24 protein-coding genes are annotated in these 24,174 nt (G+C 54.8%); 22 read left to right on the top strand and 2 right to left on the bottom strand.

The window, feature by feature from the left end; genetic code table 11:
• Positions 1–364 precede the first annotated feature (364 nt).
• The 6 genes from FDW98_RS12030 (at position 365) to mgtE (ending at position 7,736) form a co-directional block, all read left to right on the top strand.
• A complete protein-coding gene (locus tag FDW98_RS12030; protein WP_096756420.1) occupies positions 365–1,465 on the top strand; it encodes a porin OmpC in 1,101 nt (366 codons plus the stop codon).
• A gap of 115 nt (positions 1,466–1,580) precedes the next feature.
• The gene (gene apbE / locus FDW98_RS12020) at positions 1,581–2,636 is read left to right on the top strand and encodes an FAD:protein FMN transferase ApbE (RefSeq protein WP_096756421.1); all 1,056 of its coding nucleotides are present in this window, start codon (positions 1,581–1,583) and stop codon (positions 2,634–2,636) included.
• 79 nt (positions 2,637–2,715) lie between these two features.
• Complete coding sequence (ada, locus tag FDW98_RS12015; RefSeq protein ID WP_096756422.1) at positions 2,716–3,780, top strand: bifunctional DNA-binding transcriptional regulator/O6-methylguanine-DNA methyltransferase Ada; 1,065 nt, start codon at positions 2,716–2,718, stop codon at positions 3,778–3,780.
• Entirely contained in the window at positions 3,780–4,430 is a 651-nt protein-coding gene (alkB, locus tag FDW98_RS12010) for a DNA oxidative demethylase AlkB (protein WP_096756423.1), read from the top strand. The genes ada and alkB overlap by 1 nt, the downstream gene beginning before the upstream one ends.
• A gap of 75 nt (positions 4,431–4,505) precedes the next feature.
• Entirely contained in the window at positions 4,506–6,149 is a 1,644-nt protein-coding gene (locus FDW98_RS12005) for a multidrug ABC transporter permease/ATP-binding protein (protein ID WP_096756424.1), read from the top strand.
• Positions 6,150–6,299: 150 nt separating this feature from the next.
• On the top strand, positions 6,300–7,736 hold the full coding sequence (gene mgtE / locus FDW98_RS12000) for a magnesium transporter (RefSeq protein WP_096756425.1): 1,437 nt from the start codon (positions 6,300–6,302) through the stop codon (positions 7,734–7,736).
• On the opposite strand, the gene FDW98_RS11995 is transcribed toward mgtE, so the two are convergent.
• Positions 7,699–8,946 (bottom strand): SulP family inorganic anion transporter, encoded by a 1,248-nt coding sequence (locus FDW98_RS11995; RefSeq protein ID WP_096756426.1) that lies wholly within the window; start codon positions 8,944–8,946, stop codon positions 7,699–7,701. The genes mgtE and FDW98_RS11995 overlap by 38 nt on opposite strands.
• A 278-nt stretch (positions 8,947–9,224) precedes the next feature.
• Between FDW98_RS11995 and mqo the strand changes: the two genes are divergently transcribed.
• Positions 9,225–10,886: a malate dehydrogenase (quinone) gene (gene mqo, locus FDW98_RS11990; RefSeq protein ID WP_096756427.1), complete on the top strand. Its 1,662-nt coding sequence runs from the start codon at positions 9,225–9,227 to the stop codon at positions 10,884–10,886.
• 100 nt (positions 10,887–10,986) lie between these two features.
• Here the strand turns inward: mqo and eco are convergent, their stop codons facing one another.
• Positions 10,987–11,484: a serine protease inhibitor ecotin gene (gene eco / locus FDW98_RS11985; protein WP_096759370.1), complete on the bottom strand. Its 498-nt coding sequence runs from the start codon at positions 11,482–11,484 to the stop codon at positions 10,987–10,989.
• Positions 11,485–11,899: 415 nt separating this feature from the next.
• On the opposite strand from eco, the gene napF reads away from it, so the two are divergent.
• The 15 genes from napF (at position 11,900) to FDW98_RS11910 (ending at position 24,090) form a co-directional block, all read left to right on the top strand.
• Complete coding sequence (gene napF / locus FDW98_RS11980; RefSeq protein WP_096756428.1) at positions 11,900–12,391, top strand: ferredoxin-type protein NapF; 492 nt, start codon at positions 11,900–11,902, stop codon at positions 12,389–12,391.
• Complete coding sequence (gene napD / locus FDW98_RS11975; protein WP_096756429.1) at positions 12,381–12,644, top strand: chaperone NapD; 264 nt, start codon at positions 12,381–12,383, stop codon at positions 12,642–12,644. Before napF ends, napD begins: the two co-directional genes overlap by 11 nt.
• The gene (gene napA / locus FDW98_RS11970; protein ID WP_096756430.1) at positions 12,641–15,127 is read left to right on the top strand and encodes a nitrate reductase catalytic subunit NapA; all 2,487 of its coding nucleotides are present in this window, start codon (positions 12,641–12,643) and stop codon (positions 15,125–15,127) included. Before napD ends, napA begins: the two co-directional genes overlap by 4 nt.
• Before the next feature lie 6 nt (positions 15,128–15,133).
• Positions 15,134–15,829, top strand: a complete 696-nt coding sequence (gene napG / locus FDW98_RS11965; RefSeq protein ID WP_096756431.1) for a ferredoxin-type protein NapG — start codon at positions 15,134–15,136, stop codon at positions 15,827–15,829.
• The gene (gene napH, locus FDW98_RS11960; RefSeq protein WP_096756432.1) at positions 15,816–16,679 is read left to right on the top strand and encodes a quinol dehydrogenase ferredoxin subunit NapH; all 864 of its coding nucleotides are present in this window, start codon (positions 15,816–15,818) and stop codon (positions 16,677–16,679) included. The genes napG and napH overlap by 14 nt, the downstream gene beginning before the upstream one ends.
• Positions 16,676–17,125, top strand: coding sequence for a nitrate reductase cytochrome c-type subunit (gene napB / locus FDW98_RS11955; RefSeq protein WP_096756433.1), 450 nt, complete (start codon positions 16,676–16,678; stop codon positions 17,123–17,125). Before napH ends, napB begins: the two co-directional genes overlap by 4 nt.
• Positions 17,126–17,134: 9 nt before the next feature.
• Positions 17,135–17,737, top strand: a complete 603-nt coding sequence (gene napC, locus FDW98_RS11950; RefSeq protein WP_096756434.1) for a cytochrome c-type protein NapC — start codon at positions 17,135–17,137, stop codon at positions 17,735–17,737.
• A gap of 13 nt (positions 17,738–17,750) precedes the next feature.
• Positions 17,751–18,377: a cytochrome c biogenesis heme-transporting ATPase CcmA gene (gene ccmA, locus FDW98_RS11945; protein ID WP_096756435.1), complete on the top strand. Its 627-nt coding sequence runs from the start codon at positions 17,751–17,753 to the stop codon at positions 18,375–18,377.
• Positions 18,374–19,033: a heme exporter protein CcmB gene (gene ccmB, locus FDW98_RS11940; RefSeq protein WP_045445367.1), complete on the top strand. Its 660-nt coding sequence runs from the start codon at positions 18,374–18,376 to the stop codon at positions 19,031–19,033. The genes ccmA and ccmB overlap by 4 nt, the downstream gene beginning before the upstream one ends.
• Before the next feature lie 82 nt (positions 19,034–19,115).
• The gene (locus FDW98_RS11935) at positions 19,116–19,853 is read left to right on the top strand and encodes a heme ABC transporter permease (RefSeq protein WP_096756436.1); all 738 of its coding nucleotides are present in this window, start codon (positions 19,116–19,118) and stop codon (positions 19,851–19,853) included.
• Positions 19,850–20,062, top strand: a complete 213-nt coding sequence (ccmD, locus tag FDW98_RS11930) for a heme exporter protein CcmD (protein WP_096756437.1) — start codon at positions 19,850–19,852, stop codon at positions 20,060–20,062. Before FDW98_RS11935 ends, ccmD begins: the two co-directional genes overlap by 4 nt.
• Positions 20,059–20,538 (top strand): cytochrome c maturation protein CcmE, encoded by a 480-nt coding sequence (gene ccmE, locus FDW98_RS11925; protein ID WP_096756438.1) that lies wholly within the window; start codon positions 20,059–20,061, stop codon positions 20,536–20,538. Before ccmD ends, ccmE begins: the two co-directional genes overlap by 4 nt.
• A complete protein-coding gene (locus FDW98_RS11920; protein WP_096756439.1) occupies positions 20,535–22,490 on the top strand; it encodes a heme lyase CcmF/NrfE family subunit in 1,956 nt (651 codons plus the stop codon). The genes ccmE and FDW98_RS11920 overlap by 4 nt, the downstream gene beginning before the upstream one ends.
• The gene (gene dsbE, locus FDW98_RS11915; protein WP_096756440.1) at positions 22,487–23,044 is read left to right on the top strand and encodes a thiol:disulfide interchange protein DsbE; all 558 of its coding nucleotides are present in this window, start codon (positions 22,487–22,489) and stop codon (positions 23,042–23,044) included. Before FDW98_RS11920 ends, dsbE begins: the two co-directional genes overlap by 4 nt.
• The gene (locus FDW98_RS11910; RefSeq protein WP_096756441.1) at positions 23,041–24,090 is read left to right on the top strand and encodes a cytochrome c-type biogenesis protein CcmH; all 1,050 of its coding nucleotides are present in this window, start codon (positions 23,041–23,043) and stop codon (positions 24,088–24,090) included. Before dsbE ends, FDW98_RS11910 begins: the two co-directional genes overlap by 4 nt.
• Positions 24,091–24,174 lie beyond the last annotated feature (84 nt).

Here is a 24,174-nt window from a genome sequence, read left to right as displayed (position 1 = left end):
TGACGGTAATAAATAAAGTTAATGATGATAGCAGTGCTATTTTAGTTGCGAGTGAAGATTTTGTTTTGTCATTCAGTGCTATGAGTTTTTCGAATGCAATTAATTGATTTATATCGTTATTTGTATGTTTCTTGACTATTCGTGCTTATTTTGCTCATTTTTTGATTTTTAAAAAGTTCCCTGATATTAACATTTTGAAACATCTATATGGATAAATGAAACACCTTTAAAGTTTTAGTATCATATTCGTGTTGGATTATTCTGTGTTTTTGCGGAGAATGAAGTTGCCGACTGGTTAATGAACGTAATCAGTATGCAGTGGCATAAAAAAAGCAATAAAGGCATATAACAGAGGGTTAATAACATGAAAGTCAAAGTACTGTCCCTCCTGGTCCCAGCTCTGCTGGTGGCAGGTACCGCAAATGCGGCTGAAATTTATAACAAAGACGGCAACAAATTAGACCTGTACGGTAAAGTCGATGGTCTGCACTATTTCTCTGATGACTCTACTAAAGATGGTGATCAGACCTATATGCGTATCGGCTTCAAAGGCGAAACTCAGGTCAACGACCAACTGACCGGTTACGGCCAGTGGGAATACCAGATTCAGGGTAACTCCTCTGAAAACGAAAACAACTCCTGGACCCGTGTGGCATTTGCAGGTCTGAAATTCGCTGATGCCGGTTCTTTCGACTACGGTCGTAACTACGGCGTGGTTTACGATGTAACGTCCTGGACCGACGTTCTGCCAGAATTCGGCGGCGACACCTACGGTTCTGACAACTTCATGCAGCAGCGTGGTAACGGCTTCGCGACCTACCGTAACACCGATTTCTTCGGTCTGGTTGATGGTCTGAACTTTGCCATTCAGTACCAGGGTAAAAACGGTAGCCCGGAAGGCGAAGGCATGACGGGAGTGACCGGCAACGGTCGTGATGCACTGCGTCAGAATGGCGACGGTGTTGGCGGATCGATCACGTATGATATCGGTGAAGGCTTCGCGCTGGGTACCGCAGTCACCAGCTCCAAACGTACTGACGAGCAGAACCGTTTGAACTTCGGTACTGGCGATCGTGCTGAAACCTACACCGGTGGTCTGAAATACGACGCGAACAACGTGTACCTGGCAGCACAGTACACCCAGACCTACAACGCAACGCGTGCAGGTGATTTAGGCTGGGCTAACAAAGCGCAGAACTTCGAAGCCGTTGCACAGTACCAGTTCGACTTCGGTCTGCGTCCGTCCGTGGCTTACCTGCAGTCCAAAGGTAAAGACCTGGGTCGTGGTTATGGCGACCAGGACATCCTGAAATATGTTGATGTTGGCGCGACTTACTACTTCAACAAAAACATGTCTACCTATGTTGATTACAAAATCAACCTGCTGGATGACAACAACTTCACCCGTGATGCGGGTATCTCTACCGATGATATCGTAGCGCTGGGTCTGGTTTACCAGTTCTAATCTGCGTTCATTGTTATTAAAAGGCCCTGCGGGGCCTTTTTTAATGCCGTTATCCGGCGTACAGGCAACTCTTTTTGGTGTACTCTTGCGTCCGTTCGCATGAGGATAATCGCGTATGGGTATGAATTTTTGCCGCGCAGCCCTGTTGGCTGTGACGATCTTTTTTGTCGGCTGCGATAACGCACCAAAGCCGGTTCAGACCACACCGCCTGCGGCCACCGTACTGGAAGGCAAAACGATGGGCACCTTCTGGCGGGTTAGCGTGGTGAACGTTGATGCTAAACGCGCCGAAGAACTGCGGGTCAAGATCCAGACGCAGCTTGATGCTGACGATCAGCTGCTCTCTACCTATAAAAACGATTCTGCGCTGATGCGTTTTAACTTGTCGAAAAGCCTGTCGCCCTGGCCGGTCAACGATGCCATGGCGGATATCATCACCTCGGCGCTGCGTATTGGCGCGAAAACCGATGGCGCGATGGACATCACCGTCGGCCCGTTGGTTAACCTGTGGGGATTTGGTCCGGACAGGCAGCCGCTGCATATCCCCACGCAGGCACAAATTGATGCCGCAAAAGCACAAACCGGGCTGCAGCACCTGAGCGTAATCAATGACACGCGGCAGAACTATCTGCAGAAAGATCTACCGGATCTGTATGTCGATCTCTCTACCGTTGGTGAAGGTTATGCCGCCGATCATCTGGCCCGACTGATGGAGCAGGAGGGGATCGCCCGTTATCTGGTGTCCGTTGGTGGGGCGCTGAACAGCCGGGGGATGAACGCCGAGGGACGTCCGTGGCGAGTAGCGATCCAGAAACCCACCGATCGGGAAAACGCGGTGCAGGCGGTTGTTGATATTAACGGTCATGGCATCAGCACGTCCGGCAGTTATCGCAATTATTACGAACTGGACGGAAAGCGTCTGTCGCATGTTATCGATCCGCAAACCGGTCGGCCAATTGAGCATAATCTGGTCTCGGTGACGGTGATTGCGCCTACGGCACTGGAAGCCGACGGCTGGGATACCGGCCTGATGGTGCTCGGCACGGATAAAGCCAAAGAGGTGGTGCGTCGTGAAGGGCTGGCGGTTTATATGATTGTCAAAGAAGGCGAGGGGTTTAAAACCTGGATGTCGCCGCAGTTCGAAAGCTTTCTGGTCAGCGATAAAAATTAAAAAGCAAGATTGCAGGTTTTTATGCCCTGCAATGCGGACACACTGAGGCTAAGCACTATGCTTAACAAAGGAGTCCATTATGAATAATCTTCAACGCGTAACCGATGAGGACCGCTGGCAGTCTGTGTTACAGCGTGATGCGGACGCTGACGGTCAGTTTGTTTTTGCCGTACAGACCACGGGTATCTTTTGTCGACCGTCCTGCCGGGCTAAACATGCGCTGCGTAAAAATGTCCGTTTCTTTGCCGATGCCGGGCAGGCGTTAGCGGCAGGATTTCGTCCCTGCAAACGCTGTCAGCCGGATAAAGCCAACGCGCAGCAGCAGCGGCTGGAGAAGATTAGCCTGGCGTGCCAGCTGTTAGAGCAGGAGTCGCCGCTCACGCTGGAGGCTTTAGCCCAGCAGGTGGCGATGAGCCCGTTTCATCTACATCGTCTGTTTAAAGCTACGACGGGCATGACGCCGAAAGCGTGGCAGCAGTCCTGGCGCGTCAGGCGTTTGCGTGACGCGCTGGCGAAAGGCGCACCGGTGACCCAGGCGATTTTGAATGCCGGCTTCCCCGACAGCAGCAGCTATTACCGTAAAGCGGATGGCGCGCTGGGCATGACGGCAAAGCAGTTTCGTCAAGGCGGCGATAAGCTGGCGATTCGCTATACCGTGGCGGACTGCGCACTGGGCCGCTGCCTGGTAGCGGAAAGTGAACGCGGTATCTGCGCAATTTTACTCGGCGACGACGATGCTACGCTGGTATCTGAGCTGCATGAACTGTTTCCTGCAGCACGTGGTGTGCCTGCGGATCCCGATTTTCAACAGCGTGTGCGCGAAGTGATCGCGGTCATTAACTCACGTAATACCCCATTGTCGCTGTCGCTGGATATTCGGGGAACCGCGTTTCAGCAGCAGGTGTGGCAGGCGCTGCGTGACATTCCCTGTGGCGAAACGGTGAGCTACCAGCAGCTGGCGAATGCCGTGGGGAAACCGAAAGCGGTGCGCGCTGTGGCGAGTGCCTGCGGAGCAAATAAGCTGGCGATTGTGATCCCGTGTCATCGGGTGATCCGCGGCGATGGTGCGCTTTCGGGTTATCGCTGGGGCGTCGCCCGCAAGGCGCAATTGCTGCAACGTGAAACCACAGGTGAGGACAGATAATGCTCGATCTCTTTGCGCAGGCAAAACCCTGGCAGGAGCCGCTGGCGTCCGGTGCGGTCATTTTGCGCCGTTTTGCGTTTGATGCCGCACCTTCTTTATTACAGGAAATGGCGGTTGTCGTCAGACAATCGCCGTTTCGCCAGATGGTGACCCCCGGCGGATATACGATGTCGGTGGCGATGACCAACTGTGGTCAATTGGGGTGGACGACCGATCAGCATGGCTACCTCTATTCTCCGGTCGATCCGTTGACCGGTAGTGCCTGGCCGCGTTTACCTGACGTTTTTGCCGAACTGTGTCAACAGGCGGCAACCGCTGCGGGCTATCCCGATTTCCGACCAGATGCTTGTTTGATCAACCGCTATACGCCAGGGGCAAAACTGTCTTTGCATCAGGATAAAGACGAACCCGACCTGCAAGCGCCCATTGTTTCTGTCTCGCTGGGCCTGCCGGCAATCTTTCAGTTCGGTGGTCTGAAGCGCAACGATCCGTTAAAGCGGCTACTTCTGGAACACGGTGATGTGGTGGTGTGGGGCGGGAAATCGCGCTTGTTTTATCATGGTATACAGCCGCTTAAGACTGGCTACCATCCGTTGACAACGGACTGCCGTTACAATCTGACTTTTCGCCGGGCGAGTAAAGAAGAATAAAAATAAGAATTATTATTGCTGTCGGCGAAGAGATGTTTAAACTGCGGGCTGTTATTACTTGTCCGGGTTGAACACATGGAACTTTTACTTCTTGTCTGGCGGCAGTATCGCTGGCCATTTATCAGCGTCATGGCGCTCAGCCTTGCCAGTGCTGCGTTGGGGATTGGGCTGATTGCGTTTATCAACCAGCGCCTGATTGAAACGGTCGACACTACGCTTATGGTGCTGCCGGAGTTTCTCGGCCTGCTGCTGTTGCTGATGATCGTGACCCTTGGTTCACAGCTGGCGTTGACCACGCTGGGACACCACTTTGTCTACCGTCTGCGTAGCGAATTTATCAAACGTATTCTGGATACCCACGTCGAACGTATCGAGCAGCTCGGTAGCGCCGCGTTGCTGGCTGGCTTAACCAGCGATATCCGCAATATCACCATCGCCTTTGTCCGCCTGCCGGAGCTGGTGCAGGGGATTATATTGACCGTCGGGTCTGCGGCATATCTGGCGATGCTGTCGACCAAAATGTTGCTGGTGACGGCAATCTGGATGGCGATCACCATCTGGGGTGGATTCGTGCTGGTGGCGCGGGTGTACAAACACATGGCCACGTTGCGTGAAACCGAAGACAAGCTGTACAACGATTACCAGACGGTGCTGGAAGGGCGCAAAGAGCTGACCCTTAACCGTGAACGCGCTGAGCATATTTTTAATCAACTGTACGTCCCGGATGCCAAAGAGTACCGCCACCATATTATTCGTGCCGATACCTTCCACCTGAGCGCGGTCAACTGGTCGAATATTATGATGTTGGGTGCCATTGGCCTGGTGTTCTGGATGGCTAACAGCCTCGGCTGGGCGGATACCAACGTCGCGGCAACCTATTCGCTGACGCTGCTGTTCCTGCGTACGCCGCTGCTGTCTGCCGTTGGCGCGCTGCCCACGCTGCTCACCGCCCAGGTGGCGTTTAATAAACTGAATAAATTTGCACTGGCACCGTTCAAGGCTGAATTCCCTCGTCCTGGTGCATTCCCAAACTGGAAAACGCTCGAGCTACGTAACGTGGTTTTCCACTATCAGGACAATACTTTCTCCGTTGGGCCGGTCAATCTGACCATTCACCGTGGCGAGCTGATCTTCCTGATTGGCGGCAATGGCAGCGGGAAATCTACGCTGGCCATGTTACTGACCGGGTTATACCAGCCGCAGTCTGGCGAGATCCTGCTCGACGGTAAGGTGGTGGCGGTCGACAAATCTGAAGACTACCGCAAGCTGTTCTCCGCCGTGTTTACCGACGTCTGGCTGTTTGACAAACTGCTGGGGCCGGAAGGTCAATCGGCCAACCCGGCGCTGGTCGATAAGTGGCTGGAACATCTGCAGATGGCGCACAAGCTGGAGTTGAACGACGGGCGCATTCTGAATCTTAAGCTGTCGAAAGGGCAGAAAAAACGCGTGGCGCTGCTGCTGGCGTTAGCCGAGGAACGCGACATTATTCTGCTGGATGAATGGGCTGCCGATCAGGACCCACACTTCCGTCGCGAATTCTACCAGGTGCTGTTGCCGCTGATGCAAGAGATGGGCAAAACCATTTTTGCCATTAGTCACGACGATCACTACTTTATTCATGCCGATCGCTTGCTTGAGATGCGCAATGGCCAGCTGACTGAGCTGCTGGGCGACGATCGCGACGCTGCCTCGCGTGATGCCGTCGCACGTACTGCCTGAATCGGTGAGTTGTTACCCGATGGCACTACGCTTATCGGGCCTTTAACTCCGCGGCCGCCGGTTTTTTATCCATCCGGCGGCTTCGTTTATTGTTATTTACATAATTCGGCATCATGATTAATGATATTTCATATCATGGATTTATGATTGATGTCCGTAATAAACAAAAATAGCGCCAGGCTACGTGATGAAGAACGTGCCCGCCTGATCTGGCTGCTGACCACTGATAAAGCCATTATTTCAACGCTGCTGGGCAAGCTTACCCTGGCTGAGCAATATGACGTCGGTACGCTTGCCGACGATATTGCTGAGGTAGGGGCGCTGGTGGAGCATTTGCCGCCACCCGACCTGGCCGATACCCTCGAAGCATTACCCTCCGAAGAGCGTCACGCGCTGTGGCGGCTGATCCAAAGCGACAAGCGTGGTTATGTGTTGCTGGAGGCGTCTGAAAACGTCTGGGACGATCTGATCGATGAAATGTCGGACCGGGAATTGCTCGACGCGCTGCAATACCTCGACATCGACGAGCAGATTTACGTGGTGCAGCATTTACCGCGTAACCTGACTGGTCGATTGCTGGCGACGTTACCGGCGGAAGAGCGGGCGCGCGTGCGCCAGGTGATGCACTACGAGAAGAATCGCGTCGGTGCGATCATGGAGTTCGAGGTCATTACCGTGCGCCCGGACGTGACGCTGGAGGTGGTACAACGCTACCTGCGACGGCTGGGTAAAATGCCGGAGAACACCGATAAACTCTTCGTCACCGACCGCAATAAAGTGCTGGTGGGCGAGCTGACGTTAACCCGTATTCTCCTCAATGACGTGCAACGCAAAGTCAGTGAGGTGATGGAAGACGATCCGCTCACCTTTGCCCCGGAAGATATCGCCGAGCACGCCGCGCGTACCTTTGAACGTGATAACCTGGTCAGTGCGGCGGTGGTGGACCCAACCGGCAAGCTGATGGGGCGTTTAACCATCGATGAGATCGTCGATGTGGTGTATGAAGAAACGGACACCGATCTGCGCCGGATGGGGGGCTTAAGCGCCGGAGAAGATGTCTTTGCCCCGGTTACCAAAGCGGTAAAAACCCGTTGGGCCTGGTTGGCCGTTAATCTCTGTACCGCATTTATCGCATCGCGCGTCATCGACGGTTTTGAACACACGATTTCACAGCTGGTGGCGCTGGCCTCGCTCATGCCCATCGTGGCGGGGATCGGCGGCAATACCGGTAATCAGACCATCACCATGATTGTCCGCGCGCTGGCGCTGCAAAACATTCAGCCAGGAAACCTGACGTTCCTGATCCTGCGCGAAATGGGCGTGGCGGTGATTAACGGGCTGGTCTGGGGCGGGATTATGGGCGGCATCACCTGGTGGTTGTACGATGACATGGCGCTCGGCGGCGTGATGACCCTGGCAATGATGCTTAATCTGTTAATGGCAGCGCTGATGGGGGTGATTATTCCAATGACCATGGTCAAGCTGGGGCGCGACCCGGCGATCGGCTCAAGCGTGATGATCACCGCCATTACCGACACCGGCGGGTTCTTTATTTTTCTCGGTCTGGCGACGCTGTTTTTGGTGTAGTCGGGCGTTTGCCTCTGACGATGCGTGGCAGGACCAGCATCGTCAATACCCCGGCAACCACGCCAATTGCCAGGTTGCCAGTCGACACCGTTGCGGCAACGGTAATCAGCATCACCAGCGTTTCGCTGATCGGCATTTTCGCCAGTGTCGCTGGCTGAATGCTGTGCCAACTGAACGTTTTCACCGCCACAATGACCATAATACCTGCCAGCACTGACATGGGGATTTTTGCCATCATGTCGCTTAACGCAGTGACCAACAGCAGCAAGACCAGCCCAGCGGCGAACGTGGAGACGCGGCTGCGTCCTTTACCCATCTCAACGTTAACAATCGTTTGACCAATCATCGCGCATCCGGCGATACCGCCATATAACCCGGCCAGAATATTGGCTATCCCCAGCCCCGTACTTTCACGATTCTTATTCGAGGGCGTGACCGTCAGATCGTCAACCAGTCGGGCGGTAAGCAGCGACTCCATCAAGCCGACAAAGGCAATACTCAGCGCGCAGGGCCAGATAATCGCCAACGTGTGCAGGTTGAGAGGCACCAACAGCTGCGTGAATCCGGGTAATCCACCGCTCAATGAGCCTTCGTCACCGACGGTAGGTAACAACTGCCCGCTGGTCACGGTGAAGACCGTCAGCAGCACGATGGCAATCAGCGGCGCTGGAATACTTTTAATAAACCGCGGTACCCACAGCACGATAAGCAGCGTCAGAACAAACAGCCCCCAAATCAACGGGCTTTTACTCCAGAAGTGCGGAACCTGAGCAAAGAAGATCAAAATGCCCAGCGCGTTAACAAAGCCGGTCATCACGGCCCCAGGGATAAAACGCATCAGTCGTGCCATCCCCAATACACCAAACAGGATTTGGATAACCCCGGCCAGCAGCACCGCGGGCAGGATGTACTGTACGCCGTGCTGATGCACCATTGGGCCAATGACCAGCGCCACCGATCCGGCTGCGGCGGTAACCATGGCCGGACGTCCGCCTAAAAAGGACATCGCCAGACACAGGACAACCGAGGCTATCAGGCTGACTTTGGGGTCTACGCCGGCGATAACAGAAAAAGAGATCACTTCCGGGATCAGCGCCAGCGCCGTGACCACGCCGGCCAGCGTTTCGCGCATCAGCAGGCGGGGTTGACGCAGCACAACGCCGACGGAATGTTCCGCCACGGCGGCAGGGGATGAATCAGTCGCAGACATAGTTACTCTCAGGTCAGAAATGGCCTGATAACAGCAGACCGGCAAGCATCCGTGCGGTGAATAGCAAAGCGCAGCATAGTACCCGCCTGACGGGCAGGTTTCCAGAAATGATTGTCAATAACCGTATAAAGAATCAACCTATTAATAACATTTTTAAAATTTAAACATAAAATATAAACAATATTTTATTATTTTTTACTTAAGTGTTACCGTTGGGCCGTTCGATTTTCACCTGCATGAAAAGCAAAAAGCGATACTAAAAGTAAGGCATTAACATTATGAAAAAAGTGACAGCCATGCTCTTCACCATGGCCCTGGGGCTGAATGTTGTCTCGATGACGGCACAAGCGAAAGCGGTGGAAGAGCAGGAAACGGATGTACTGTTGATTGGCGGCGGCATCATGAGCGCCACATTGGGAACCTATTTACAGGAACTGGAACCACAATGGTCTATGACCATGGTCGAGCGACTGGATGGGGTGGCCGAGGAGAGTTCAAACGGCTGGAACAATGCCGGTACGGGCCACTCCGCGTTGATGGAACTGAACTACACGCCGAAAAAAGCCGACGGTACCGTCAGCATTGAAAAGGCCGTTGAAATTAACGAAGCCTTCCAGATTTCCCGCCAGTTTTGGGCCTATCAGGTCAACAACGACGTGATGCATGACCCACGCTCATTTATCACTACCGTTCCCCACATGAGCTTTGTCTGGGGGGATGAGAACGTTAACTTCCTGCGCGCGCGTTATAAAGCCCTGCAGCAAAGTTCGCTGTTCCGTGGCATGCGCTACTCCGAAGATCACGCCCAGATCAAAGAGTGGGCACCGCTGGTGATGGAAGGACGCGATCCAAACCAGAAAGTGGCGGCAACGCGTACCGAGATTGGGACTGACGTCAACTACGGCGAAATTACGCGCCAGCTGATCGCCTCGTTACAGAAAAAGCCTAACTTTGCGCTGCAACTCAGTACTGAAGTACGGGGTTTTAAGCGTAACGCTGATAACAGCTGGACCGTCACGGTTGCCGATCTGAAAAACAACGCAGCGGAACGCGACATCAAGGCGAAGTTTGTCTTTATTGGCGCCGGTGGCGCTGCGCTGAAACTGTTGCAGGAAACCGACATCCCGGAAGCGAAAGGCTACGGCGGATTCCCGGTTGGCGGACAGTTCCTGGTGGCGGAAAACCCGGATGTGGTGAATCGCCACCTGGCGAAAGTATACGGTCAGGCTTCTGTCGGTGCACCGCCGATGTCCGTACCGCACATTGACACCCGTATTCTGGATGGCAAACGCGTGGTGCTGTTTGGACCGTTTGCGACCTTCTCCACCAAGTTCCTGAAAAACGGTTCATTGTGGGATCTGCTGAGTTCTACCACCACTTCAAACGTTATGCCGATGATGAATGTGGGTCTGGATAATTTCGATCTGGTGAAATATCTGGTCAGCCAGGTCATGCTCAGCGACGACGACCGTTTTGCTGCGCTGCAGGAATACTACCCGCAGGCGAAGAAAGAAGACTGGCGTTTGTGGCAGGCGGGCCAGCGCGTGCAGATCATCAAAAGTGATGAAGACAAGGGCGGCGTGCTGCGTCTGGGGACCGAAGTGGTGAGCGACAAAGACGGTACAATTGCCGCACTGTTGGGTGCATCACCGGGCGCGTCAACGGCGGCACCGATCATGCTGCATCTGATGGAAAAAGTGTTTAAAGATAAAGTCGCCAGCCCGCAATGGCAGGCGAAGCTGAAAACGATTATTCCGTCTTACGGCACCAAGCTGAACGGTAACGTCGAGGCCACGGAACAAGAGCTGCAGTACACCAGTGGCGTTTTGGGTCTGAAATACGATAAACCGCAGGTGGCTGATGAAACGCCTCAACCGCAGTTAAAACCTCAGGCTCAACCGCAGCCAGAGCAGAAAGCGGTTGCGGATATCGCACTGTAATCGCATGGTTGCATGCCGGATGGCGCTACGCTTATCCGGCCTACAACACGCTATACGTAGGCCGGATAAGGCGGTACGCCGCCATCCGGCACATTCTCATTTATCGCGCGACTGCGTCCTGAATCTTCTCTTCTGCTTTCCAGATACGGTATTTTACTTCTACGTTTTCCGGGGTGTAGACCACAATCGGTAATTTGCTGTTGTAACGCAACATACCGTCGTCACCTAAATGAGCGGTAATAAACTTCTTCTCTTTCTTGCCGTCCGGGCAGGCCATCATGGTTGACACCGGAGAGGTAACTTTGTCGAATACGTAGTAGTCGTAACCCCAACCTTCCAGCGTTTTGCTGTCCAGTTCTCCGCCCAGGCGATGCTGGTTGCAGTCAACGTCCAGCGTTTGGCCGATCAGCAGTTCTACCTTTAGAGTAGATTCATCTTTCTCAGGAGTAAGCTGGATAACCTGGCGTTTCATCCCTTTGTCTGCTTTCGGATACGGGGCGACTTTTTCCAGCGGCTGAGCGGGAGTATCACTGGTTGCTGCCCATGCAGAGGTGCTGGCAAACGTGGCTAGCAGGATGGCAGGGACGATGGTCTTCATCTTATTGTTCACAGTGTTTCCTTTCTTCTGTCTTCTGAACGTGTTTGTCGCAGGTTAGCATATTCACATGCGCTATTAATCTAAATTTACTTATATTTAAGGTGTATTAATTGAATGTTTAATTATTAAGTAGAGGTATGTGCTAAGAATTATCCTATTTTTAAGATTATTCTCTTGTATATATATTCGCTATATAATTGTTTATATAGCTCATTGAAATGTGAGTAAAAGCGCGTTTTTTTATACCAACCCTACACTCTTTTGATCCGGCAACAGCATTTACCCCGATTGGGGTATGCACCTCTAACACATCCTGAAATATCTTACTGTTAAAAATAACTACTCATAAATAGTGCGGTTACTTATTGTCGTTCAACCCGCTCAGGGAGAGCGTCATTTATGGAAGGACAATGTCATGGTTGATTTATCCCGTCGAGGCATGTTGACAGGTAGCTGGCGTAACGCCAGTACGGGGATCCGTCCGCCGTGGAGCATGGAAGAATCTCACTTTCTGGCGCATTGCCTGCGTTGTGACGCCTGCGTCCAGGCGTGTGAAACCGGCATCCTGCAGCGAGGCCAGGGCGGTTTTCCGAGCGTAAATTTCAAACACGGCGAGTGCAGCTTTTGTTACGCCTGCGCAGAGGCCTGTCCCGAATCACTCTTTCTTCCGCGTCACACCAGGGCCTGGGATCTGAATGTTACGATCGGTGAAAACTGTCTCGCCAATCAATCTGTAGAGTGCCATCGCTGTCAGGATAGCTGTGAACCCATGGCCATTACCTTTCGCCCCACGCTGTCCGGTATATATCAGCCACAGCTCGACAATCAAGCCTGTAGCGGATGTGGTGCGTGTGTCGCGACCTGTCCGGTATCAGCCATTAATGCGGAGTACCACCATGGACACTAACTGGCAGGTTTGCAGCCTGGTCGTTCAGGCCAAAAGTCAGCACATCAACGATATCGCTACGCAGTTACGTACATTTCCAGGTTGTGAAGTTGCACTCAGCGATGTGGAAAGCGGCCAACTGATTGTGGTGGTAGAAGCAGAACACAGTGAAACACTAATGAAAACAATTGAGTCAGTGCGCAACGTTGCGGGCGTACTGGCGGTGTCGCTGGTTTATCACCAGCAGGATGAGCAAGGTGAGGAAACACCATGAAACTCAGTCGTCGTAGCTTTATGAAAGCTAACGCCGTTGCGGCCGCTGCGGCGGCTGCCGGGTTAAGCGTGCCGGGCGTTGCCCGCGCGGTAGTCGGTCAGCAAGAAGCGATCAAATGGGACAAAGCCCCGTGCCGTTTTTGCGGTACTGGCTGTGGCGTATTGGTTGGCACCCAGCAAGGCCGTGTTGTGGCATGCCAGGGTGACCCGGAAGCGCCGGTTAACCGTGGACTTAACTGTATTAAAGGGTATTTCCTACCCAAAATCATGTACGGAAAAGACCGTTTAACGCAGCCGATGCTGCGCATGAAGGACGGTAAATATCACAAAGAAGGCGAGTTCACCCCGATTAGCTGGGATCAGGCCTTTGATGTGATGGAAGAAAAATTCAAAACGTCGTTGAAAGAGAAAGGACCTGATGCCATCGGCATGTTTGGTTCCGGTCAGTGGACCATCTGGGAAGGCTACGCCGCCGCGAAGCTGTTCAAAGCTGGTTTCCGTACCAACAATATCGACCCGAACGCGCGTCACTGCATGGCCTCGGCGGTGGTGGGCTTTATGCGTACCTTTGGTATGGATGAGCCGATGGGCTGCTATGACGATATCGAACATGCGGATGCGTTCGTGCTGTGGGGCGCGAACATGGCGGAGATGCACCCAATTCTGTGGTCGCGCATCACTAACCGTCGTCTGTCCGATCCCAACGTCAACGTTGCGGTTCTCTCTACCTATCAGCATCGTAGCTTTGAGCTGGCAGATAACGGCATGGTCTTCACGCCGCAAAGCGACCTGGTGATCCTCAACTACATCGCCAACTATATCATTCAAAACAATGCGATAAACCAGGATTTCTTCAGCAAACACGTTAACCTGCGCAAAGGTGCGACGGATATTGGCTACGGCTTACGCCCAACGCATCCGCTGGAAAAAGCCGCGAAAAACCCAGGTTCCGATGCGTCTGAGCCGATCAGCTTCGAAGAGTACAAGGCGTTTGTTGCGGACTATACGCTGGATAAAACCGCAGAAATGACCGGCGTGCCGAAAGATCAGCTGGAACAGCTGGCGCAACTGTATGCCGATCCGAAGAAGAAAGTTATCTCCTACTGGACGATGGGCTTTAACCAGCATACTCGCGGCGTATGGGCCAATAACCTGGTCTATAACCTGCACCTGCTAACCGGCAAAATCTCTCAGCCTGGCTGCGGACCGTTCTCGCTGACCGGTCAGCCTTCCGCCTGTGGTACCGCCCGTGAAGTGGGGACGTTCTCTCACCGTCTGCCTGCGGACATGGTGGTGACTAACGAGAAGCACCGCGATATCTGTGAAAAGCACTGGAATCTTCCGACCGGCACCATCCCGGCGAAAGTCGGTCTGCACGCCGTGGCGCAGGACCGTGCGCTGAAAGACGGCAAGCTGAATGTCTACTGGGTGATGTGTAACAACAACATGCAGGCCGGGCCGAACATCAACGAAGAGCGTATGCCGGGTTGGCGCGATCCGCGCAACTTTATCATCGTGTCCGATCCGTATCCGACCGTCAGCGCTCTGGCTGCCGACCTGATCCTGCCGACCGCAATGTGGGTAGAAAAAGAAGGGGCCTACGGTAACGCCGAGCGTCGTACTCAGTTCTGGCGTCAGCAAATTAAAGCGCCGGGTGAAGCGAAGTCTGACCTGTGGCAAATGGTGCAGTTTGCCCGTCGTTTCAAAACCGAAGAGGTCTGGCCGGAGGAACTGCTGGCACAGAAACCGGAGCTGCGCGGTAAAACGTTGTACGACGTCCTGTTCGCCACGCCTGCGGTGACGAAATTCCCGCTGACGGAACTGGCTGACGATCAGCTGAATGATGAATCCCGCGAACTGGGCTTCTATCTGCAAAAAGGGCTGTTCGAAGAGTACGCCTGGTTTGGTCGCGGTCATGGCCACGATCTGGCGCCATTTGACGATTATCACAAAGCGCGCGGTTTACGCTGGCCGGTGGTCGACGGTAAAGAGACCCAGTGGCGCTACAGCGAAGGTAACGACCCTTACGTGAAGGTGGGCGAAAGCTACAAGTTCTACGGCAAGCCGGATGGCAAAGCGGTCATCTTCGCGCTGCCGTTTGAACCCGCCGCAGAAGCACCGGATAAAGAGTATGACCTGTGGCTCTCCACCGGTCGCGTGCTGGAGCACTGGCACACCGGCAGCATGACGCGCCGCGTACCTGAACTGCACCGCGCCTTCCCGGAAGCCGTCCTGTTTATTCATCCGCTGGATGCGAAAGCCCGCGATCTGCGTCGTGGCGACAAGGTGAAAGTGGTTTCCCGTCGTGGCGAAGTGATTTCGATTGTTGAAACCCGCGGTCGTAACCGCCCACCGCAGGGGCTGGTGTACATGCCGTTCTTCGACGCCGCACAGCTGGTGAACAACCTGACGCTGGATGCGACGGATCCGCTCTCTAAAGAGACGGATTTCAAGAAGTGCGCCGTGAAGCTGGCGAAGGTGTAACGCGTTATGTCCCGGTCAGCAAAACCCCAAAATGGCCGCCGCCGCTTTCTGCGCGATATGGTTCGCGCAGCGGGCGGGCTGGCTGCCGTTGGCGTGGTGCTGGGGTTGCAACAGCAAACTGCACGTGCAACCGGCGTGCGGTTGCGCCCGCCAGGGGCATTGGCTGAAGACGCCTTTGCCAGCGCCTGCGTGCGCTGTGGACAGTGCGTTCAGGCTTGCCCGTACGACACGCTGAAACTGGCGACGCTGGCCTCCGGGCTGGCGGCGGGGACGCCGTATTTTGTCGCGCGCGACATTCCCTGCGAAATGTGTGAAGACATCCCGTGCGCCAAAGTCTGCCCAAGCGGCGCGTTGGACGGGGAGATCGAATCCATTGACGATTCACGCATGGGACTGGCGGTACTGCTGGATCACGAGAACTGCCTCAATTATCAAGGGCTGCGCTGCGATGTCTGTTATCGCGAATGCCCAAAGATAGACGAGGCCATCACCCTGGAACTGGATCGCAATATGCGCACCGGTAAGCACGCGCGGTTTATTCCGACCGTACACAGCGATGCCTGCACCGGATGCGGTAAATGTGAAAAGGTCTGCGTGCTGGAACAGCCGGCAATAAAAGTGCTGCCGCTGTCGCTGGCGAAAGGGGAGTTGGGACACCATTACCGCTTCGGTTGGCTGGAGGGGAACAATGGCAAATCGTAAACGTGATGCCGGGCGTGAAGCGCGGGAGAAAAAAGGTTGGTGGCGCAGCCACCGTTGGCTGGTGCTGCGTCGTCTGACGCAGTTTTTGGTGCTGGCGATGTTTCTCAGCGGCCCGTGGTTCGGGGTGTGGATCCTGCATGGCAATTACAGCAGCAGCCTGTTGCTGGATACCATCCCATTCACCGATCCGCTGATTACGCTGCAAAGCCTCGCCAGTGGACATCTGCCCGCGACCGTAGCGTTAATCGGTGCTGCACTTATTACGGGGCTGTATGCTCTTGCCGGTAAGCGGTTGTTTTGCAGCTGGATCTGCCCAATGAACCCGGTCACTGATTTTGCAAGTGTGTTACGCAGAAGGTTTGACCTGAATCAGTCTGCGACTATTCCGCGCCATATACGGTACGTCCTGCTGGTCGTTATCCTGGTGGGATCCGCGCTGACCGGTACGCTGCTTTGGGAATGGATAAACCCGGTCTCTTTGCTGGGACGTGGCCTGGTAATGGGATTCGGTAGCGGTATCCTGCTGATTATTGCACTGTTTTTATTTGATTTACTGGTTGTTGAGCATGGCTGGTGCGGACACCTTTGCCCATTAGGCGCGCTGTATAGCGTGCTGGGAAGCAAAGGGGTGTTAACCGTGTCAGCAAAAGAACGCGAGAGATGTAACCGCTGTATGGATTGTTTTCATGTTTGCCCGGAACCGCATGTGCTACGTGCCCCGGTGCTGGATGAGCAAAGTCCGGTGCAGGTAACCAGTCGCGATTGCATGGGTTGCGGTCGCTGTGTGGATGTCTGTTCTGAGGATGTTTTTACAATAACAACACGATGGAGTTCGGGAGCGAAATCATGAAAAGCCATGACCTGATTAAAGCGCTGAGTCAAATGGCGGCCGCGCTGGCCCTGGTAGTGAGTGGGGCCGTTTGGGCTGCAAACGGAGTGGATCTGAGCCAGTCACCGGAAGTCTCGGGGACCCAGGAAGGGGCGATTCGCATGCCGAAAGAGCAGGAGCGTATGCCGCTGAACTATGTTAACCAGCCGCCGATGGTCCCGCACAGCGTTGACGGTTACCAGGTAACGACCAACACCAACCGCTGCCTGCAATGCCACGGCGTCGAAAGCTATCGCACCACCGGCGCGCCGCGCATTAGCCCGACGCACTTTATGGATAGCGATGGCAAAGTACTGGCGGAAGTCGCGCCGCGTCGCTATTTCTGTCTGCAGTGCCATGTCCCGCAGGCGGATGCTGCACCGATTGTCGAAAATACCTTCACCCCCTCGAAAGGTTACGGGAAATAAGAGGTCATTATGGAAAATTCTAACCGTAAACCAGGCTGGATTAAGCGCGTCTGGCAATGGTGGCGTCGCCCCAGCCGTCTGGCGCTCGGCACGCTGTTGTTAATCGGCTTTGTGGGCGGCATTATTTTCTGGGGCGGCTTTAATACCGGTATGGAAAAGGCCAATACGGAAGAGTTCTGCATTAGCTGTCACGAAATGCGCAACACGGTATACCAGGAATACATGGAAACCGTACACTACAACAACCGCAGTGGTGTACGAGCTACGTGTCCTGATTGCCACGTCCCGCACGAGTGGGGCCCGAAAATGATCCGTAAAATCAAGGCCAGCAAAGAACTGTACGCGAAAGCACTGGGGTTGATAGATACACCGCAAAAATTTGAAGACCATCGTCTGACGATGGCGCAAAATGAATGGCGGCGTATGAAAGACAATAATTCGCAAGAGTGTCGTAACTGCCACAACTTCGAGTTTATGGATTTAACTGCCCAGAAAGGTGTAGCGGCTAAAATGCATGACCAGGCTGTAAAAGAAGGGCAAACGTGTATTGACTGTCATAAAGGGATTGCACACAAGCTGCCTGATATGCGCGAAGTCAAACCGGGCTTTTAACAGGATGTAAATAATCAGGATGCTTGAAGCCAGAGAACTGCTCTGTGAGCGAGATGACAGAATACTGTTTAGCGAGCTGTCATTTCGCGTTAACGCAGGGGAATGGGTGCAAATTACCGGAAGTAACGGTGCGGGGAAAACGACCCTGTTGCGGTTGCTTACCGGGCTGGCTCGTCCTGATGCCGGAGACGTTCTCTGGCAAGGTCAACCGCTGCATCAGGTGCGGGACAATTTCCATCAGGAACTGCTGTGGATCGGACATCAGCCGGGGATAAAAACCCGGCTTTCGGCGTTGGAGAATCTGCGCTTTTTCCATCATGATGGCGATATCGCCCAGTGTCTGGAGGCGCTGGCACAGGCAGGTCTTGCCGGATATGAAGATATTCCGGTCAATCAGCTCTCCGCCGGGCAGCAGCGTCGTGTTGCGCTGGCTCGCCTGTGGCTAACCCGCGCCCGACTGTGGATCCTCGATGAACCGTTCACCGCGATTGATGTTAATGGCGTTGAGCGTCTCACCCAACGTATGGCACAGCATACGGAGCAGGGCGGAGTTGTTATTCTGACGACTCACCAACCTCTCAATGTAGAAACCAATAAAGTGCGGCGCATCGCGCTGACCCGCGAGAGGACAGCGCAATGATGTGGCGAATTTTCCGTTTAGAACTGCGGGTTGCGTTTCGTCATAGTGCGGAGATCGCCAATCCGTTATGGTTCTTCCTGATTGTGATTACGTTATTCCCGCTGAGCATTGGCCCAGAGCCACAGCTGCTGGCGCGCATTGCACCAGGGATTATCTGGGTGGCGGCATTACTGGCGTCGTTGCTGGCGCTGGAACGCTTATTCCGTGATGACCTGCAGGACGGTAGCCTTGAGCAGCTGATGCTGTTGCCGTTACCGTTACCGGCTGTGGTGCTGGCGAAGGTGATGGCGCATTGGGTAGTGACTGGCCTGCCGCTGCTGATCCTCTCGCCGCTGGTGGCGTTGCTGCTGGGCATGGATATGTACGGGTGGCAGATTATGGCGCTAACCCTGCTGCTCGGCACGCCGACACTGGGTTTTCTCGGGGCACCGGGCGTGGGGTTAACGGTGGGATTAAAGCGTGGCGGCGTATTGTTAAGCGTACTGGTGCTACCGCTCACGATTCCATTACTGATTTTTGCTACCGCCGCGATGGATGCTGCCTCAATGCACTTACCCGTTGAAGGCTACATGGCAATTCTGGGTGCACTGTTGGTTGGCAGCGCGACGTTAAGTCCGTTTGCGACAGCGGCGGCGCTACGTATTAGCGTGCAGTAACTGTAGGCTGGATAAGGCGCAAGCGCGGCCATCTGGCACTAAGGTAATTTCATTTGTTTTGCTTGAGTCTGGTGACTGAACTATGTGGAAAATACTTCATCAACTGGCGATGCCCCCACGGCTCTATCAGATCTGTGGCTGGTTTATCCCGTGGCTGGCCATTGCCAGCGCAGTGGTACTGGTAACGGGCTGGATCTGGGGATTTGGCTTTGCACCCGCGGATTATCAGCAGGGACAGAGTTATCGCATCATCTACCTGCACGTCCCGGCGGCAATCTGGTCGATGGGCATTTACGCCTCGATGGCGGTTGCCGCGTTTATCGGCCTGGTCTGGCAGATGAAAATGGCCAATCTGGCGCTGGCGGCGATGGCCCCCATTGGTGCGGTGTTTACCTTTATTGCCCTGGTGACCGGTTCTGCATGGGGTAAACCGATGTGGGGAACCTGGTGGGTGTGGGATGCCAGACTCACCTCTGAACTGGTGCTGCTGTTTCTCTACGTTGGCGCGATTGCGCTGTGGCACGCATTTGATGACCGCCGTGTAGCAGGGCGTGCCGCGGGGATTCTGGTGCTGATTGGCGTGGTGAACTTACCGATCATTCACTACTCGGTAGAGTGGTGGAATACGCTGCACCAGGGGTCAACCCGTATGCAGCAAAGCATCGACCCGGCGATGCGCGCGCCGCTGCGTCTGGCGATCGTCGGTTACCTGTTACTGTTTGTCACGCTGACGCTGATGCGCATGCGTAACCTGATTTTGTTGATGGAAAAACGCCGCCCGTGGGTGAGTGAACTGATCTTAAAAAGAGGCCGCCAATGACCCCTGCATTTGCATCCTGGAGTGATTTTTTCGCCATGGGCGGTTACGCCTTGTATGTCTGGCTGGCCGTGGCGATGAGCGTTATCCCGCTGACGGTGCTGGTACTACATTCCGCGCTACAGCACCGCGCGATTTTACGCGGCGTGGCGCAGCAGCGGGCAAGAGAAGCCCGCATGCGTGCGGCGCAAGTACAACGGGAGGCGGCGTGAATATTCGACGTAAAAATCGGCTATGGATAGCCTGTGCGGTACTGGCGGGCCTGGCATTGACCATCACGCTGGTGCTTTACGCACTGCGTTCCAATATCGACTTGTTCTATACGCCGGGCGAAATCCTCTACGGCAAGCGTGAAACCCAGCAGATGCCAGAAGTCGGCCAACGCCTGCGCGTGGGTGGCATGGTCATGCCGGGCAGTGTAAAGCGTGACCCGCAATCGCTGAAGGTGAATTTCAGCATCTATGACGCTGAAGGCGTGGTGGATGTGACGTATGAAGGCATCCTGCCGGATCTGTTCCGTGAAGGGCAGGGCGTCGTTGTTCAGGGTGAGCTGGGTGAGGGGAATCATGTTCAGGCAAAAGAAGTTCTCGCCAAACATGATGAGAATTACACCCCGCCGGAAGTCGAAAAAGCGATGCAGGAAAACCATCGTCGCCCGGAAAGTGTGTATAAGGATAAAACGTCATGATGCCTGAAATTGGCAACGGGCTGCTGTGCCTGGCGCTTGGCGTCGCATTGCTGCTCTCGGTTTATCCGCTGTGGGGCGTTGCGCGCGGCGATGTACGGATGATGGCCTCTGCACGGCCCTTTGCCTGGCTGTTGTTTATCTGTGTGATGGGCGCGTTTTTGGTGTTGATTAACGCCTTTGTGGTCAATGACTTTACCGTGACCTACGTCGCCAGTAACTCCAATACCCAGCTTCCGGTCTGGTATCGTGTGGCGGCTACGTGGGGCGCGCATGAAGGCTCGCTGCTGCTGTGGGTGCTGCTGATGAGCGGCTGGACCTTTGCCGTGGCGCTGTTTAGTCAGCGTATGCCGCTGGATATCGTCGCCCGCGTGCTGGCGGTGATGGGGATGGTTAGCGTCGGCTTCCTGCTGTTTATTCTGTTTACCTCCAACCCGTTTTCCCGCACGCTGCCGGACTTCCCGATAGAAGGGCGCGATCTGAACCCGCTGTTGCAGGATCCGGGACTTATTTTCCACCCGCCGCTGCTGTATATGGGCTATGTCGGCTTCTCCGTTGCCTTTGCTTTTGCCATTGCAGCGCTGATGAGCGGGCGTCTGGACAGCACCTTTGCCCGTTTTTCACGCCCGTGGACGCTGGCGGCGTGGGTGTTTCTGACGCTGGGTATTGTGCTCGGTTCGGTCTGGGCTTACTACGAGTTGGGCTGGGGCGGCTGGTGGTTCTGGGATCCGGTAGAGAACGCCTCGTTTATGCCGTGGCTGGTGGGGACGGCGCTGATGCACTCCCTGGCCGTTACGGAGCAACGCGCCAGCTTTAAGGCCTGGACGTTACTGCTGTCGATCTGCGCGTTCTCACTGTGCCTGTTGGGGACGTTCCTCGTGCGCTCGGGCGTGCTGGTGTCGGTACATGCCTTCGCCTCCGACCCGTCGCGCGGGATGTTTATCCTGGCCTTTATGGTGCTGGTGATTGGTGGTTCTCTGCTGCTGTTTGCGGTACGTGGGCATAAGGTTCGCTCGCGGGTCAATAACGCGCTGTGGTCACGCGAATCGCTGCTGCTGGGGAACAACGTTTTGCTGATTGCCGCCATGCTGGTAGTCCTGCTGGGCACGCTGCTGCCGCTGGTGCATAAACAGCTGGGGCTGGGCAGTATTTCGATTGGTGAGCCGTTCTTTAATACCATGTTCACCTGGCTGATGGCACCGTTCGCGCTGTTGCTGGGGATTGGGCCGCTGGTGCGCTGGGGACGCGACAGACCGCGCAAACTAAAAACGTTGCTGATTATCGCTTTTGTCACCACGCTGGTAATGTCCGTGCTGCTGCCGTGGTTGTTTGAGGATCGCATTGCCGCGATGACCGTCGTCGGCATGGCAATGGCCTGCTGGATATTTGTGCTGGCCATGTCTGAGGCATTTCTGCGTATTTCACGCGGCACGAAGCTGACGCCGAGTTACTGGGGCATGGTATCGGGTCACGTGGGGCTTGCCGTCACTATCGTCGGTATTGCGTTTAGCCAGAATTACAGCGTTGAACGCGATGTGCGCATGAAGGCGGGCGACAGCGTTGGCATTCATGATTACCAGTTCACCTTCCGTGAGGTGAAAGATATCACCGGTCCTAACTATCGCGGCGGTGTCGCGATTATTGGCGTCACGCGTGACGGCAAACCGGAAGCGACGCTGCATGCGGAAAAACGCTTTTATAACAGCACCAGCTCGATGATGACCGAAGCGGCCATTGACGGCGGGTTTACCCGAGACCTGTACGCGGCGCTGGGCGAGGAGCTGGACAACGGCGCATGGGCCGTGCGTCTGTATTACAAACCGTTTATTCGCTGGATTTGGGCCGGAGGGTTACTGATGGCGCTGGGCGGATTGTTCTGCCTGTTTGATCCGCGCTATCGCCAGCGCACGCGTCCCCGCACTGCCGGGCAAGAAAAAGCGCCGGAGGCTGTATGAAGCGCAACGCACTGTTAATTCCGTTTATTATTTTTCTCGTGATTGCCGCAGCGTTGCTGTGGCAGCTGGCACGTAACGCGCAGGGCGACGATCCTACAAATCTGGAGTCGGCGCTGATCGGTAAACCGGTACCGACATTCCGTCTGGAGTCGCTGGAGAACCCGGGTCAGCATTATCAGGCCGATGTGCTTACGCAGGGCAAGCCGGTACTGCTTAACGTCTGGGCGACCTGGTGTCCGACCTGTCGCGCTGAACATCAGTATCTGAACCAGCTTTCCGCGCAGGGCATTCGGGTTGTGGGTCTGAACTACAAAGACGATCGTCAGAAAGCTATCGTCTGGCTGAAAGAGCTGGGTAATCCGTATGCGCTGAGCCTGTTTGACGGCGACGGAATGCTGGGTCTGGATCTGGGGGTATACGGCGCGCCGGAAACATTCCTGATCGACGGTAAAGGCATTATTCGTTACCGCCATGCCGGTGATTTAAACGCCAGGGTGTGGGAGAGCGAGCTCAAACCGTTGTGGGATAAGTACAGTAAGGAGGCTGCGCAATGAGATTTTTATTGGGCGTGCTGATGCTGATAGTCTCCGGTTCGGCGTTGGCCACTATCGATGTGATGCAGTTCAAGGACGAAGCGCAGGAACAGCAGTTCCGCCAGCTTACCGAGCAGCTGCGTTGTCCTAAATGTCAGAACAACAGCATCGCTGATTCTAACTCAATGATTGCCACCGACCTGCGTCAGAAAGTGTATGAGCTGATGCAGGAAGGGAAAAGCCAGAAAGAGATCGTCGATTACATGGTGGCGCGTTATGGCAACTTCGTAACCTACGATCCGCCTCTGACACCGCTGACCGTACTGCTGTGGGTGATGCCGCTGGTGGCGATTGGTCTGGGAGGCTGGATTATTTTCGCCCGCTCTCGTCGTCGCGTTCGCCTGAAGCAGGAAGAATTTCCTGACGATATCACACCGGATGGCACGCGGGGTGGATGGTGGTTGTTTGCACCTGGCGTTGTTATTGCGTTGGTGGTGGGCGCGGTGAGCTATTATCACACCGGTAATTATAAACAGGTAAAAGTCTGGCAGCAGGCCACCGCCCAGGCTCCGGCATTGCTGGAACGCGCGTTGGATCCGAAAGCCGAGCCGCTGAATGAAGAAGATATGACGCGCCTGGCGCTGGGGCTGCGTACGCGGCTGCAATCTGACGCCGGAAACGTTGAAGGTTGGATCATGCTCGGGCGTATTGGCATGGTATTAGGCAATGCCAGTACAGCGACCGAAGCCTACGCTAACGCTTACCGGTTGGATCCGAAAAATAGCGATGCCGCGCTGGGCTATGCGGAAGCGTTGACTCGATCCTCCGATCCGGACGATAACCGTCGGGGAGGGGAACTGTTAAGCCAACTGGTCAGGAGCGATCATGCCAACGTCCGTGTGCTGAGCATGTATGCGTTTAATGCGTTTGAGCAGCAGCGTTTTGGCGAAGCGGTCGCCGCGTGGGAAATGATGCTGAAATTATTACCTGCCAACGATACTCGCCGCTCGGTGATTGAGCGCAGCATTAAACAAGCGCTGGAACAGTTGTCGCCGCAGGAAAAATAAGCGTGGAAGATGCCGGATGGCGACGCAAAGCGTCTTGTCCGGCCTACCGATGCACGCGACTTGTAGGCCCGATAAGCGTAGCGC

Origin of the sequence: Citrobacter sp. wls711 (assembly GCF_005281055.1) — a bacterium.
Lineage (GTDB): Bacteria > Pseudomonadota > Gammaproteobacteria > Enterobacterales > Enterobacteriaceae > Citrobacter > Citrobacter gillenii.
This window is presented reverse-complemented; position numbering and strand designations above follow the sequence as displayed.